The organism is Myxococcus sp. XM-1-1-1 (assembly GCF_020037095.1).
Classification (GTDB): Bacteria; Myxococcota; Myxococcia; order Myxococcales; family Myxococcaceae; genus Myxococcus; species Myxococcus fulvus.
The window spans coordinates 228,228-243,206 of sequence record NZ_JAIQDH010000002.1; the positions used below are offsets into that span (position 1 = coordinate 228,228).

At 72.1% G+C, this 14,979-nt stretch carries 11 protein-coding genes; 8 read left to right on the forward strand and 3 right to left on the reverse strand.

From position 1 onward, the window contains the following. Positions 1-325 precede the first annotated feature (325 nt). The gene (locus tag K8640_RS05050) at positions 326-3,073 is read left to right on the forward strand and encodes a CHAT domain-containing protein (protein ID WP_223746032.1); all 2,748 of its coding nucleotides are present in this window, start codon (positions 326-328) and stop codon (positions 3,071-3,073) included. A 5-nt stretch (positions 3,074-3,078) separates the two neighbouring features. Here K8640_RS05050 and K8640_RS05055 read toward each other — a convergent pair whose 3' ends face one another. Next, positions 3,079-4,089: a cupin-like domain-containing protein gene (locus K8640_RS05055; protein ID WP_223746033.1), complete on the reverse strand. Its 1,011-nt coding sequence runs from the start codon at positions 4,087-4,089 to the stop codon at positions 3,079-3,081. Between the two features lie 147 nt (positions 4,090-4,236). On the opposite strand from K8640_RS05055, the gene K8640_RS05060 reads away from it, so the two are divergent. From K8640_RS05060 to K8640_RS05075, 4 genes are all read left to right on the forward strand, one after another. Next, positions 4,237-4,395 carry a hypothetical protein gene (locus tag K8640_RS05060; RefSeq protein WP_170300394.1) on the forward strand — a complete coding sequence of 53 codons (159 nt, stop codon included), beginning with the start codon at positions 4,237-4,239 and terminating at the stop codon, positions 4,393-4,395. A gap of 166 nt (positions 4,396-4,561) precedes the next feature. Beyond that, positions 4,562-5,119 (forward strand): RNA polymerase sigma factor, encoded by a 558-nt coding sequence (locus tag K8640_RS05065; protein WP_046711104.1) that lies wholly within the window; start codon positions 4,562-4,564, stop codon positions 5,117-5,119. Continuing rightward, entirely contained in the window at positions 5,116-6,552 is a 1,437-nt protein-coding gene (locus tag K8640_RS05070; RefSeq protein WP_223746034.1) for a zf-HC2 domain-containing protein, read from the forward strand. The genes K8640_RS05065 and K8640_RS05070 overlap by 4 nt, the downstream gene beginning before the upstream one ends. Before the next feature lie 151 nt (positions 6,553-6,703). Next, positions 6,704-8,350 carry an acyl-CoA synthetase gene (locus K8640_RS05075; protein ID WP_223746035.1) on the forward strand — a complete coding sequence of 549 codons (1,647 nt, stop codon included), beginning with the start codon at positions 6,704-6,706 and terminating at the stop codon, positions 8,348-8,350. Position 8,351: 1 nt separating this feature from the next. On the opposite strand, the gene K8640_RS05080 is transcribed toward K8640_RS05075, so the two are convergent. After that, the gene (locus K8640_RS05080) at positions 8,352-9,440 is read right to left on the reverse strand and encodes a YcjF family protein (protein WP_141327579.1); all 1,089 of its coding nucleotides are present in this window, start codon (positions 9,438-9,440) and stop codon (positions 8,352-8,354) included. 301 nt (positions 9,441-9,741) lie between these two features. On the opposite strand from K8640_RS05080, the gene K8640_RS05085 reads away from it, so the two are divergent. From K8640_RS05085 to K8640_RS05095, 3 genes are read left to right on the forward strand one after another with little or no spacing between them, the layout of a single operon-like run. Further along, positions 9,742-12,678, forward strand: coding sequence for a cation-transporting P-type ATPase (locus tag K8640_RS05085; RefSeq protein WP_223746036.1), 2,937 nt, complete (start codon positions 9,742-9,744; stop codon positions 12,676-12,678). Next, complete coding sequence (locus tag K8640_RS05090) at positions 12,675-12,914, forward strand: hypothetical protein (RefSeq protein ID WP_141327577.1); 240 nt, start codon at positions 12,675-12,677, stop codon at positions 12,912-12,914. The genes K8640_RS05085 and K8640_RS05090 overlap by 4 nt, the downstream gene beginning before the upstream one ends. 11 nt (positions 12,915-12,925) lie before the next feature. Beyond that, positions 12,926-13,534: an HMA2 domain-containing protein gene (locus tag K8640_RS05095; RefSeq protein ID WP_223746037.1), complete on the forward strand. Its 609-nt coding sequence runs from the start codon at positions 12,926-12,928 to the stop codon at positions 13,532-13,534. On the opposite strand, the gene gndA is transcribed toward K8640_RS05095, so the two are convergent. After that, complete coding sequence (gene gndA, locus K8640_RS05100; protein ID WP_223746038.1) at positions 13,531-14,967, reverse strand: NADP-dependent phosphogluconate dehydrogenase; 1,437 nt, start codon at positions 14,965-14,967, stop codon at positions 13,531-13,533. The genes K8640_RS05095 and gndA overlap by 4 nt on opposite strands. Positions 14,968-14,979 lie beyond the last annotated feature (12 nt).

Genomic DNA, 14,979 nt, shown 5'->3' on the forward strand with positions numbered 1-14,979 from the left:
GCCCTCGGCCCCGCTCGTCGCTTGCCGTCCACCGCAATGATTCCCGGAGGATGAAGCGACGCGCCGGAAGTGGGAGCGCGCGGCACCTTGGGCTCCCGCGGCGCTCGCCCGCTGTGCGGCCCGGGGACGCGGCGTCTTCTTCCGTGCCTGCGCCCACGCGGGAAATTCGCCCAAGAAATGCCGGCGCCCAAGGACCCGGTGGGATGTGCGTTCGTACAGAGGCGACAGGTCCGGTGTGGGCCTGGAGTCGTCGCCAGCCGGAGGGTTGGTGTAGAACCCGACCGGTGGGCGCCTGTCTGGGGGAGACAGCACCCGAGGGGGCAGCATGTGGAAGTCGAAGTCCGACAAGGCCCTGGTCCTGGCGTTGGCCGCGCCCGTGCTTGTCGTCACCGCGCTGCTCGTGCGCACGCCGTCCGGGGGAAGCGGCGTGGAGGCGCGCTTCTGGGCCGAGCGTCGGGCGTCCGCGCGCATCGAGGCCCGCCTCACCTATCCGGAGGCCGACCGCTACCGACCGCGCGTCTCGGCCGGCGGCTGTCTGGTCCCCGCCGAGCCCATCCCCCTCAAGGAGCTGGCCCGGCTGGAGGAGGAGGGCAACTGGGCGGGCATCGCCGCCGCCTACGGCCTGCAGGGTGAGTGGAACCAGGCGGGCTCCTTCCTCGAGCGCATGTCGTCCTCCGTCGACCGCGACAGTGACCTGGCCGCCGTGCAGCTCTCCCGGGGCGCACACGAGCAGGCCCTGCGGCTGCTGGACCGCGTGCTGGCCAAGTCCCCCGCGCATCCCCAGGCGCTGTGGAACCGCGCCCTGGCGCTGCGCGACATGGGCCTGACGATGAAGGCCGCGGAGACCTTCGAGAGGGTGGCCGCGCTCGGCGAGCAGGGCTGGAGCAGGGAGGCCAAGGCGCAGGCGCTGACGCTGCGCGAGGAGACGCAAGCGCGCTCGCGCAAGTGGCACGGCGCGCGCGACGCCACGCTGGCCCTGCTGGAGGACCCCAAGGCGCCGCTGCCCCTCCAGGAGGCGCGTCAGACTCCCGGCGTGGTGCGGCAGCACTTCTACGACGTGGTCCGCGCCGCGCCCTCCAAGGAGCGCGTGCTGGCGCTGATGCCGCTGGCGCGGGAGCTGGACCGGCTGCAGGGCGGCACGTCGCTCGGCGACTACGTGACGCGGGTGTCCGGCCGCGACTTCACGCGGCGCGGCGCCCTGGCCCAGGGGTACTCCGAGTGGGTCAGGAAGCGCGCGGGCGCGCCGGAGTCACTGGTGGAGACGGTGCGCGCCTCGGGTGAGGAGGACCTGTTCGTGGGAATGGCCCTGCACAACAAGGCCGCCGCGCTGCGCTACCTGCCGGACCTGGTCTCCCACGTCCAGCGAGAGAAGGACACCTGGCTCGGCCTGTTCCTGGAGCGCGAGCAGGCCCGCAAGGAGACGGCGGACGGCGAGTGGTGGAAGGCCGAGCAGCGCCTGTTCAACGCGCTCCAGCGCTGCCGCGAGGGCGCCTTCTCCGCGCGCTGCGTGGACCTGGAGCTCCGCCTGGGCATCCTCTACGCGGAGCTGCGCCGGCTGACAGAGGCCGAGCAGCACGCGCGCACCGCCTGGTCCTGGGCCCGCCAGCTCCAGGAGTGGGAGCTGGAGCTCACCACGCTGGAGCTGCTCGTGCACATCTCCCGGGACCGCGGGGACTTCTCCAGCGCGCTCGCCTACGTGGAGGAGTGGACCGCGCGCGGCGGCCGCGTCATCGACACCTGCTACTGGCCCCACATCAACCAGGCCCACACGCACTACCTGGCCCTGCGTCCGGAGGCCGCGCGCGCCTCGCTGGAGGCCGCCGCCGCGTGTCCCAACGCGAAGCTGGACCTGATGTTCGGCGCCACCTTCGCGGAGATGGCCCGCGCCCGTCCGGACCCGAAGGACGCCGAGCGGCTGAGCCAGGCGCTCGACGTCGCGCGCGCCAGCAACCCCACGCCCGGCGACGCCATCTACGCGCGCTACCTGGAGGGCCGCTTCGTGCTGGACCACGAGCACGAGCGCGGCGTGGCGCTGCTCACGCGCACCCTCGAGGACGCGCGCAAGCTGCCGTCCACCGAGCCTTTGGCGCGCGAGGCGTGGACCCTGGCCTACTCCTCGCTCGTCACCGACGCGGGGCGCCGGGGCGAGTACGCGCGCGCCCTGGAGCTGCTCGCCGAGCAGCTGGGGACCCAGGTGCCCCAGCGGTGCGCGCTCGGCGCCGCCGTCCACAACGAGCGCTCCGTGGCCGTCGCCCGGGGGCCCGGGGGTGAGCTCGTCGGTGACTACCAGGGCACGCGCGAAGTGCCCTTCGCGGAGAGCCCCAGCGTCAAGCTCGTCCCCGAGCACGTGCGCCAGGCGCTCAAGGGCTGCGCCCAGGTGGAGGTGCTCGCGTGGGCGCCCGTCTTCGGCCGCACGGACCTGTTGCCCGTGGACCAGCCGTGGAGTTTCCGCATGGGCCGCATCGTCCCGGGCGTGTCCGCGCCGTCGCGGCGCCTGGTCGTCTCCAGTGTGGAGGCGCCCGCGCTGTTGCAACTGCCCAGGCTGCCCACGTGGACGCCGCCGCCCGAGCCGGAGCCCACGACGCTGGAGCTGTTGTCCGGCTCGGACGCCACGCCCTCGCGCGTGCTGTCCAGCATGTCGGACGCGACGGAAATCGAGATTCACGCGCACGGCATCAGCGACCCCGTGCTGTCGGACGCCTCGCTGGTGGTGCTCTCGCCCGAGGGCAACGGCCGCTACGCGCTGACGGCGGACATCGTGCGCAAGCAGAAGCTCGCCGGCGCGCCCATGGTGTTCCTGGCCGCGTGCAGCGCGGGGCGGCTCGCCTCCACCACCACGCACGAGCCCTTCAGCCTGCCCGCCGCCTTCATCGAGGCCGGCGCACGCGCGGTGCTCGCCTCCACGGTGGACATCCCCGACGCCGCCGGGCGCTTCTTCGACGGCGTGCGCCAGCGCATCCGCGGCGGCACCGCCCCCGCGGTGGCCCTGCGCGACGAGCGCCAGAAGTGGCTCGCCCGCGACGCCCGCAACGGCTGGACGCACCACGTGCTGCTGGTGGAGACGTCCGACTGACACCCCTACAGCGGCGTGGGCAGGTACGTGTTCCCCTGCGGCACCTGGAAGTGGTGGAACGTCACCGACGCGCTCACGTCGAGCGCGCGCACCCAGTGCCACCAGCCCACCGGGATGAACACCAGCTCCCCCGGTTCCAGCACCGCCTCCACCACGTGCGCCTCCGCGTAGAGCGGGTGGCGCTCCACGTCCGGGCGCTCCGCGTCCACGTGGCTGAACGTCCCGTAGCGGGGATACATCAGGTGCCGCTGGAAGGAGGGGATGAGCTTCACGTGCTTGCGCCCCATCACCTGCGCCAGCAGCACGTTCATGTTGTCGTGGTGCAGCGGCGTCACCGTGCCCGCGGGGCCCAAAAGCAGCGTCATCATGTCCGGCCGCAGGCTGTCGTCGATGATGCCCTGGGGCGCGCGCACGTCCTCGCGCAGCGGCTCGAAGCCCTCGCGCTGCCAGTTCTCGTTGCGCGGCACCATGTAGTAGTCGTTCGTCTCGCCCCCCGTCGCCACCCGGTGCACGTAGTCGCGAAAGCGCATCGTCTCGCGGTGCTTGTCCGGCTCGGGCGCGTGGTCAGGGTTGGATTCACGCCGCGTCATCACCTCCACCTCCACGTCCCCCACCCGCTCGGCCAGGTAGGAAAGCGACCAACGTCCGAGCGCCGGCCAGTCCTTCATCCGCCCCGTCAACACCACCGGCCGGTGTCCGAAGTAGTAGCGCGTGAAGAACTCCTCCGCGGACAGCTCGTGGCGTCGCTCCAGCGCCAGGTGTCCACCGGATTGCCGATGCAACGTGCTGTACGTGTCCATCACCGACTCGAGCCACCCGTAGCGTCGTCCCACCCGCTGGCAGGCCTGGAAGAACGGATGCGCCTCCACCCGCGCCACCTCCTCTCGCGCCACCTCCTCGGACACGCCCGCGCCCGCCAACGCCAGACACGCCTCCTCGCGCGTCACCCCCATCGCCAGGTTCTCCACCAGCCAGACCTGCCACTCCAACGCCAATCGGGATGTATCCACGCTCATTTGGAAAACCTCGAAATCCGAGACGCAATCCACCCCGCCGCCTCTCACGGAATCGGACCGGAGCATGGTAAGGACGGCGACAGATTCAAAGTTTCATCCACCAGCAACTTGTCCGTGCTGCTGTATCCCAGCACGAGGAGCGAGCGAATGACGTCCGGTTCCAAGCCCGTCGAGTCGAGTGCCGCGGACGCCCACGTGAAGAACAACTACGTGGACTGCGCCACCACGGTGGGGGTGCAGCGCGCCCGCAAGCCCCTGCCCATGCCGTCCAGCCCCGCCCTGGCCTCTGCCCCGCAGCAGCCCTAGGCGCCGTCTCCCCTCCAGACCTACATCCGCTGGAGATCCATGCCCGGACTGGGATTCCATCCCTTCCGGGCATTGCCTTGTTGGTGCCCTTGCACTTTTTTCTCAAGGAACGGACGGCACCGCGTCTTTGACTGGGAAACCTGCCGCGCGAGGCATGTAGGACATCATGGCCAACCTCTTCAACCGGGAGCGGAGGCGCTTCGAGGCGTTCATCCGACAGCACCGGCCCAGCCTGCTGGGACTGGCGCGTCGTCTGTCCGCCCGCTCCAGCCTGGAAGCCGAGGACCTGGTGCAGGAGACCTTCGAGCGCGCGATGCAGGAATTCGAGTCGTTGAAGGACCGGACGGACGCGGCGGCGGCGGCGTGGCTGTGCACGACGATGACCAACCGCTTCCTGGACTATTGCCGCAGGCAGCGGACGGAGTCCCGGGGAATGCCCCACCTCGCGCTGGTGCAGGAGGGGGTGGCGCAGGCGGAGGCCCAGGAGAACTGGGAGCTGGTGAGCACCGAGGAGTTCCAGAAGGCGGTGGAGCGGCTCAAGCCGCACCTGCGTGATGCCTACCGGCTGCACGCGGAGGGCAAGCGCTACAACGCCATCGCCGAGCATTTCAACGTTCCCGTGGGCACGGTGGGCAGCTGGCTCACCCTGGCACGCAGGGACCTGAAGGACTTGCTGCTGCCACAGGTAGCGGTGGCCCGGGAGCAGGGGGCAACGAGCTCATGACGACGCCATGCACCAACAACCGACTGCATCTCTTCGTGGACGGGGAGCTGTCCGCCACGGAGGCGGATGCCTTCCGCCAGCACCTGACGCGGTGCGCGGAGTGTGAGTCGGGACTGAGGGATTTGTTGCAGCTGGAGCTGCTGGCGGCCCGGGCCCTGGGGGGAAGCGCGCCGGTGACGCAGGGCGCCGACGTGGCCGAGCCGGTGATGGGCGGCAACGTGGTGTCCCTGAAGGCGCGGCTCCAGAAGGGCCTGAAGCTGGCGATGCCGCTGGCGCTCGCGGCGGGGCTGGCAGCGGTGGTGGTGGTGCGCGGCCAGGCGGAGCCGGAGATTCCGGGCGAGGTGTGGCTGTCGGGCGCGGACACGCGCGCCTTCGAGGCGCGGCTCTCCCATCCGAAGGCGGACCGCTTCCTGCCCTACAGCCCCATGCGCGGCACCAGCCACTCGGCGCAGATGCTGCCGCTCAGGCCGCTGGCGGAGCTGGCGGAGCGGCACGACTACCGGGGCATCGCGGCGGCGTACGCCCTGCGCGGCGACTGGCAGCAGGCCGAGGCGTTCCTGGGTCAGGAGCCCGAGTCCGCGGACAAGGCGAACGACCTGGCCGTCGTCGCGCTCAGCCGTCAGCGCTACGAGGAGGCGCTGGGGCTGCTCACGAGCGCGCTGAAGCTCAATCCGAACCACGCCCAGGCGCTGTGGAACCGCGCGCTGGTGCTGCGCGAGCGCGACCTGCTGGACCGCGCGGCGGCGTCGTTCGACACCGTGGCGTCGCTGAGCGAGGCGGGGTGGAGCGGCGAGGCGCGGCGCATGGCGGCGGAGCTGCGCACGCAGCTGGCGGAGGAGCGGGTGCGCTCGCGCCGTCAGGTGATGGACGTGTGGACGACGCTCACGGGCGAGGCGCCCTGGGACGCGAAGCAGCTCGCGCAGCGGCCCGCGGTGGCCCGCGCGGCGCTCTACGACGCGGTGCGCACGGTGACGTCGAAGGAGCGCGTGGAGGCGCTGCTGCCGCTGGCCCGCGAGCTGGACGCGCTGGGTGGGGGCTCGGTGCTGCAGGACTACGTGCGGCAGATTGCCGCGCGGGACTTCACGGCGCGGGCGCCCTTGGCCCAGGGGTACGCGGGGCTGTTGCGTGACAGCGACACGAAGAAGGACGCGACGGTGCTGCTGGACTCGCTGCGCCGCTCGGGGGAGCGGGACATCTACTTCGGCGCGCTGATGCACACGGGCTCCGCGGTGTCGGACGCCACGGCGATGAGCGCGCTGCGCGGCTTCGCCGAGGGGACGCCGGACCCGTGGCTGCACCTGCTGGCCGAGCGCGAGGGCATCCGCCGGGAGCTGGCCGCGGGCCGCACCGCGCAGGCCGAGAAGCAGTTGATGGACGCGATGCTCACGTGCAACGGGATGGGCAACATCGTCCCGTGCATGGAGCTCAACTGAGTCCACCGTAGGTTCTCCTCGTCACACACCGGGGTCGGTCCTCTCTGAAGGGCCGGCCCCTCTGCTTTTTCGCGGCGGGCGTGTTGTCCACCGTGCGAAGCGGGGGCGTGTGGACGGACGTCGTGAGGAGGGGCGTGGCAGGCTCGCCCGCATGGCCCAGTCCACCCCTCGCAACATGCGCGACTACGCGGCGACCCACCGGGACTTCCGGTGGGAGCGGCCCGAGCACTTCAACTTCGCCACGGACGTGGTGGACCGGCACGCCGCCGAGCGGGGGGAGTCGCTGGCGCTGCTCTGGTCGGACGAGACGGGCCGCGAGCAGCGCTTCACGTGGCAGGGCGTGAAGCAGCGCTCGCTGCACGCGGCGCAGTTCCTCACCGGATTGGGGCTGAAGAAGGGGGACCGCCTCTTCATCATGATGCCCCGGGTGCCGGAGTGGTGGTTCCTGGTGCTGGGCTGCATCCGCGCGGGCATCGTCTTCATGCCGGGCACGCCCATGCTCACCGTCAAGGACATCCGCTACCGGCTGGTGGCGGCGGACGCGAACGCGGTCATCGCGGACACAAGCTGCCTGGAGCGCTTCGAGGGGCTCGCGGGCACCGGCCGCGTGGAGACGTGGGTGGCGGTGGGGGAGGGCGCGCCGGCGCCGTGGGTCCGCTACGAGTCGGGCACGGTGGGCACGGGCGCGCACGGACAGGACTTCGCGCCCACGCGCGCGGAGGACCCGCTGCTCATCTACTTCACGTCCGGCACCACGGGCATGCCGAAGATGGTGCTGCACACGCACGCCAGCTACGGGCTGGGCCACGTGATTACCGGGCGCTACTGGTTGGATTTGACGCCCGAGGACCGGCACCTGACGTTGAGCGACACGGGCTGGGCCAAGTGCGCGTGGGGCAAGCTCTTCGGGCCGTGGAGGCAGGGCGCGTGCAACGTCGTCTACGACTTCCGGGGGCGGTTCGAGCCGCGGAAGCTCCTGAAGGTGCTGGCGTCCCAGCAGGTGACGACCTTCTGCGCGCCTCCCACGGCGTGGCGGGCGATGGTGCTCGAGGAGTTGAAGGGTTACGACCTGTCGAGCCTGCGCCACACGGTGAGCGCGGGCGAGCCGCTCAACCCGGAGGTCATCGACACGTGGAAGGCGGCCACGGGGCTGCACATCCGCGAGGGCTACGGGCAGACGGAGACGGTGGTGGTGGTGGGAATGTTCCCCTCGGTGGAGCCGCGCGTGGGCTCCATGGGCAAGCCGTCCCCGGGCTTCACGGTGGGCGTCATCGACGACGCGGGCCAGGAGGTGGCGGACGGGCAGGAGGGGGACATCGCGGTGCGCGTGGCGCCGGAGCGGCCGGTGGGGCTGTTCCAGGAGTACCTGGGCGACGCGGCGGCCAACGCGGCCTGCCGTCGAGGCGACTGGTACGTCACCGGGGACAGGGCCGTGCGGGACGCGGACGGCTACTTCTATTTCGTGGGCCGCGCGGACGACGTCATCAAGACGTCCGGCTACCGCGTGGGGCCGTTCGAGGTGGAGTCCGCGCTGCTGGAGCACGCGGCGGTGGCGGAGTCCGCGGTGATTGGCGTGCCGGACGACAAGCTGGGCCAGCGGGTGAAGGCGTACGTGGTGCTGGCGCCGGGCTTCATCGCGTCGCACGAGCTGGCGAAGGAGCTCCAGGAGCACGTCAAGCGCACCACCGCGCCGTACAAGTATCCGCGCGAGGTGGAGTTCGTGCTCGAGCTGCCCAAGACGGTGAGCGGCAAGATTCGCCGCGCGGAGCTGCGCGCCACGCCGCCCAGGCCCGGGTGACTCAGGCCGAGGCGCGGCGCAGGGACAGCTCTTCCCTGAAGGCGCTGATGACGTCCTCCACGAGGGGAATCTCCCCGGCGCGCCGCTCCATCAGCCGGGAGAGCACGGCGATATAGGCCTCACCGAAGAGGGTGGTGAGCGCGGTGGCGGTGGAGGCGGCGATGAGCGCGCCGACCAACGTGCCCGCGCCGGGGATGACCTTGAGCAGGCCCGACACGATGGCCTGTCCGGAGAACGTGGCGCCCAGCCCCGTGGCCACGGAGCTCACCAGCGTGGAGAGGAAGGCCTCGGTGAGCGGCAGGCCGAAGACACTGCTAATCCCCGCCAGCATTCCGACCTGCGTGGGGACGAGCAGGGCGGCGTCGGCGAAAGGGATGGGGGTGGCTCCGATGGCCGCGGCGGCCGCGGCCGCGCTGGCGACGATGCCGTGGGCCCGCTTGCGCTTCTGTTCGATGCTCACCCGCTGTGCGGCGGCGAAGGCGTTGCGCTGCCCCTCCGGCACCAGCTCCATGGTGAGCTCCACCAGCTCCACGAGTCCCTTGGCCTGGAGCGTGTTCCCCTCGTCGTCCGTCTCCTGGAGCGCGCGCACGCGCATGACGTTTCGGGCCATGGGCAGGAGCCGCTCCACCTCGGCGCGGAAGCCCTGGTCGTTGCGCGCCTTGGTGACGACCGCCACCACGGGCATGTGCCGCGAGAGCATGCGCGCGACCTCCAGGTCTCCATCCTCCACGCGTCGAGAGTCCTCTCCGATGCAGAGCCACGCGCAGTGCAGGTGCCGCGTCGCGTCCGCGTCCCGGCCCCGCGTGGCCACCAGGTCCTCGAGCAGCGTCAGCGTCTGCTTGTAGGCGCCCAGCTCCAGGCCCCGGGTGTCGAGGATGCTCACGGGGACGTCGCTCTTCGTGTACTCGCGCGTCTCCTGCGTGACGGGGCGGCCCTGGCCGGTGTCCGCGATGCGCCCGTGGAAGACGGCGTTGATGAGCGTGCTCTTCCCCACGCCGCTGCGCCCGGCGATGACGATGTTGACCCGCCCGCGTCTGCGGAAGGCCTCATCCACCTGCTTGCGAATCTCTTCGGTGAGCTGGAGCTCCATGACACGCCTCGTGGGTCCTTCGTCCCGGCCGCGCGGAACGGGCTTCTGGGGACAAGCCTAGCGGACCTGGGCCGTCCGACACGATGCACACGAGGGTGCGTCCAGGCGGGCGAGCGGGCCTCCGGACGCACCATCGCACCCGCTGTCATGTGACGCGTGCGGGCCCCTGGGTGCTGCGGGCTGTTGGCGGACCGGCGTGCTCCCCTCGCGACTGTCCGGTGCCGTGCATGGATACGCACGCCCCGTCGGATGGCCGCGCGGGGCGTGGGCCCTCACCTTGGGCCCTCCGGGGGTGTGGCGGATGGTGGTGTTCCTCATCGATGGCAGGGCGGCGCCCGCGAGCGTGGCTCGGCACGCCGTGGCCTCGCGCCGGCTCCGGCTGGTGGTGCCGGGGTTGTTGGGTGACCGCCACCTGGGACGTCGATTGGAGCGCACGTTCCACACCTGGCCCGGCATCGAGGAGGTGAAGGCGGAGCATCGCAGCGGCCGGGTGCTGGTGCGCTACGGCCCCGACGCTCCGCTGCTCACGCGCTTGAAGGAGACTCCCGAGGACACCGGGCCCGCTGTCGCGCGCGAGCGGCGTCCCGCGCCGGTCTCCGCGTCTCGTGACGAGGTGGCGTGGCACGCGCTGAGCGTGGACGAGGCGCTGCATCGGAGCGGGACGGACGCGCACGGCCTGTCCGGAAGGGAGGCGGCGACGCGGCTGCGACGTCAGGGGGCGAACCTGGTGGCGGGCGTGCCGCCGCGCTCGCGGTGGTCGCTCCTGCGCGCGCAGGTGGCCACCGTGCCCATGGGGTTGTTGATGGGCTCGGCGGCGGCGTCCGCGCTCGTGGGAGACGTGCTGGAGTCGACGGCCATCCTCGCGGTGGTGGGGCTCAACGCGGGCATCGGCTATCGCATCGAGCGGCGCAACGAGTCGCTCCTCGCGTCCTGGCAGAGGCTGGAGGCGGGACAGGCGCAGGTGCTGCGCGACGGTGTCCTCCAGGCCGTGCCCACGGCGGACCTGGTGGTGGGGGACGTGCTGCTCGTGCGCGCGGGAGATGTGCTCCCCGCGGATGCGCGCGTGCTGGAGGCGCACCGGCTCAGCGTGGACGAGGCGCCCCTCACCGGCGAGAGCGAGCCACAGGCCAAGGGCGCGGAGCCGGTGGCCGAGGACGCGCCCTTGGCCGAGCGTCACTCGATGCTCCATGCGGGCACGGTGGTGGCGTCGGGACATGGGCGCGCCGTCGTCGTGGCCACGGGCGGGAACATGGCGCTCGCGCGGGTGCGCAAGCTCGTGGAGGAGACGGCCTCGCCGCCCACGCCGCTGTCGCGCAAGCTGGAGCGACTGGACAAGCGCGTGGCGCTGTTCTCCGTGGGCGCGGCGGCGATGTCCGGCGTGGTGGGGCTCGCGCGCGGACGTCCGATGGGACAGGTGCTGCGGGGCGCGGTGGCGCTGGGCGTGGCGGCGCTCCCGGAGGGGCTGCCCATCGTCGCCACCGCGGCGCTGGTGCGCTCGATGCAACGCCTGCATGCGCGCGGCATGGTGGTGCGCCGCGTGTCCTCGGCCGAGGCGCTGGGCGGCGTCACGGTGATTTGCACGGACAAGACGGGGACGCTCACGCGCAACGACATGTGTCTGGAGGTCCTGGACGTGGGCGCGGGCCCGGTGGACCTCGCCTCCTTGCGCGCGAAGCCGAAGGCGGTGCTGGAGGATGCGCCGACGCTGGCGCTCGCCGCGGCGCTGCTCAACAGCGACGTGGACGTGCACCGCAACGGGCACGAGGTCATCATCGCGGGCAGCTCCACCGAGCGCGCGCTGGTGACCGCCGCGCACGCCGCGGGGTTGGACGGTGCGGCGCTGCGCAAGGCCTTCCCGCGGCGTCGCCTGTTGGAGCGCACGAATGGCATCCACTACGTGGTGAGCCTGCACGACGCGCCGGGCGGCGGCGTGGCGTTCATCAAGGGCGCGCCGGAGCAGGTGGTGCGGCTGTGCTCCCGTGACTCGAAAGGCCCGTTGGGCCCGAAGGGACACGAGCGCCTGCTCGAGCGCAACCGCGCGCTGGCCCGGGAGGGCCTGCGGGTGCTCGCGCTGGGCTGGCGACGCGTGGACGCGAGGCACGTGGGAGCGCCGGAGGGCGATTACACCTTCGTGGGCTTCATGGGCCTCAGGGACCCGCTGCGTGAGGGGGCCGAGGAGACACTGCGTCAGTCCCGCGTCGCGGGCATCCGCACCATCATCCTCACGGGGGACCAGCGGCACACGGCCGAGGCCGTCGCGCGCGAGGTGGGCCTGCGAGGCGAGACGCTCACGGGCAAGGAGCTGACCCAGCGACTGGCCGGGGCCGAGCGCGGGGACTGGCTGGACCGGGTGGCGGTGCTCGCGCGGGTGGCGCCCGAGGACAAGATGGCGCTGGTGCGAGCCCTGCGCGCGCGTGGCGAGGTGGTGGCCATGGCGGGCGACGGCGTCAACGACGCGCCGGCGCTGAAGGCCGCGGACGTGGGCGTGGCGGTGGGCGCGCGCTCCAGCGACATGGCCCGGCAGATGGCCGACATCGTCATGGCGGGCGAGGACCTGCGCGGCATCCTCCACGCGGTGGGCGAGGGGCGCATCGTCCAGGACAACCTGCGCCGCGCCCTGCGCTTCCTCTTCGCCACCAACCTGTCGGAGATGGCGCTGGTGGTGGGCGCCTCGCTGGTGGGCAGCCGCGAGCCTCTCGCTCCGATGCAGCTGCTCTGGCTCAACCTGCTGACGGACACCTTTCCGGGGCTCGCGCTGGCGCTGGAGCCGGGGGACGCGGACATCCTGGACCGGCCGCCCGCGCCTCCCGACGCGCCGCTGCTGACGCGCGACATGTCGCGGCGGGTGGTGCGCGACGCGCTGCTGCTGGCGGGCGTGGGCGCCGCGGGCCTGGTGCTGGGCGGACCGCCGCTGGCCTTCGGGATGCTCACCGCCGCGCAGCTCGGGTACGCCTCGGTGTGTCGGGCGCCTCGCACCGGGGCTCGGGGGCGCTCGCTGGACTCCGGGCGCTTCACGCTATGGGTGGGCGGCGCGGTGGCCATGCAGGCCCTGGCGCTCACCGTGCCCCCGCTGCGCGCCGTGCTGGGGTTGCCCACGCCGTCGTGGCTCACCCTCGGTGGGGTGGCGGTGGGGTGGGCGCTGCCCGGGGCGCTTCACGGTCTCTCCCGCCGCGTCCCCCGGGGCGCGGCGCATCGTCGTCCCTTCCTCATCCCCGCTTTCGCGGAGGCTTCCCCATGACGTTCCATCTCCCGTCGTTCCTGTTGGGCTACACCGCTGGCGCCGGCTCGGTGATGTTGAGCAAGCACCTGCGCCCGTTGCTGGTGGAGCTGGCCACCGCCGCCTACCGCTTCGGCGACATGGTGATGTCGAGGACCGCCATCAGGCAGGAGGACCTGGAGGACCTGCTGGCCGAGGCGAAGGCCCGGGCCCGGCGGGCCGCGAACGGTCACCCGCAGGGCCAGGCCGAGGCCTGAGGAGGCTGCCCGTGTCGCGCTTCATCTATGTGGTCCATGTCCTGCCCGGCCGCGTGCGGCTGAGGCTCCCGTGGCTGCGCGAGCATGGCTCGGTGGCCAACGAGCTCGCCGAGGGGCTCTTGCGCATCCGCGGCGTGGACGAGGTGGAGGTGCGCCCCTTCACCGGCAGCGTCCTGGTCCTCCACGACGCGGACGCTCTTGATTTGGAGGACGTGCTCGCGATGGTGCGGAGGCTCACGGGCGTGGACCTCGTCGTGCGCCAGGGCGAGGAGGCGCCCGAGGAGGAGGTGCTGCTGGAGGCGCTGGCGATGGGCAGCGACGTGGCGCTCGCGACCAGCCGCTTCGTGAAGGGGCTGGACGTGGAGGTGCTCCGCGCCACGGGAGGCAAGGTGGACCTGGGCTCGCTCGCGTCGCTGGGCTTCGCGGTGGCGGGCGCGGCCAAGGTGATTGCGACGAAGAAGCTGCCCACGCCGGACTGGTTCAACCTGGCGTGGTGGGCCTTCGCCACCTTCTCGGGCGTGGAGCGCACCGCCATCGGCAACACGGCCTCGCCGGTGCGCACCGGGCCCCGGGAGTCACCGTCCCCCGACGATGACGTCCCGGCGGGCGAGCCCTCCTAGCTGTTCCAGTCGCTGTGCACGAAGCCGGCGTCGGGCTTGTCCCGGCGCTGGTACGTGTGCGCGCCGAAGGCGTCGCGCTGGGCCTGGGTGAGGTTCTGCGGCAGCTCCGGGCTGCGGTAGCTGTCCAGGTACGCCAGCGACGCGCTGAACACGGGGACGGGGATGCCCACCTTCGTCGCCGTGCCCACCAGCTTGCGCCACGCGGGCGCCAGCTTCTCGAGCACCGGCGCGAACGCGTCCGACACCAGGAGGTTGGGCAGGTCCGGCTGCTTCGTGAAGGCCTCGCGCAGCGGGGTGAGCAGCTTCGCGCGGATGATGCAGCCGCCCCGCCAGATGCGCGCCATCTCCGCCAGGGAGATGTTCCACTGGTACTCGTCGGACGCGGCCTGGATGAGCCGCAGGCCCTGCGCGTACGTCACCACCCGCGCCGCGTACAGCGCGTCATGCGCCCACGCCGCCAGGTCCGCCTTCTCCTCCGCGGACAGCGAGGCCCCAGGCCCCGGCAGCTTGTGGCTCGCCGCCACGCGCTGGTCCTTCATCGAGGACAGGTTGCGCGCGTCCAGCGCGGAGGCGATGGAGGGCACCGGCACGCCCAGGTCCAGCGCCACCTGCACCGTCCACTTGCCCGTGCCCTTCTGCCCGGCCTTGTCCAGCACCAGGTCCACCAGCGGCTTGCCCGTCTCGGCGTCCTTCTTGCGCAGCACCTTGATGCTGGTCTCCAGGAGGAAGGACTCGGCGATGCCCTGGTTCCACTTCGTGAACAGCTCCGCCACGCCCTCCGCCGACAGCCCCAGGCCCCGGCGCAGCACGTCGTACGTCTCCGCGAGCAGCTGCATGTCCGCGTACTCGATGCCGTTGTGCACCATCTTCACGAAGTGGCCCGCGCCATCCGGCCCCACGTGCGTGACACACAGGCCCTCGTCCGTGCGCGCGGCGATGGCCTCCAGCACCGGCTTCACCAGCGCGTACGCCTCCGGGGGGCCGCCGGGCATGATGGACGGGCCGTGGCGCGCGCCCTCCTCGCCGCCGGACACGCCCACGCCCAGGAAGTGCAGGCCCTTGGACTTGCACAGCTCCTCGCGCCGCCGCGTGTCCTGGAACCAGGAGTTGCCCGCGTCCAGGATGACGTCGCCCGGCGACAGCAGCGGGAACAGCCGCTCCATCATCTGGTCCACCGCCGTGCCCGCCGTCACCATCAGCAGGATTCGCCGGGGGCGCTCCAGCCCCTTCACGAAGTCCTCCAGCGACGCGAAGCCCTTCAGCGACGGATGCCCGTGCTGCTGGTGCATCTCGTCGATGCGCTCCGCATGCCGGTCCCACACCGCCACCCGGAAGCCATGGTCCGCGATGTTGAGGGCCAGGGCCGCGCCCATGACTCCCATGCCCGCCACGCCGAACTGCGCGCCCGTCTGGGCGCTCGCTGCCGCACTCATGATTCCTCCGAC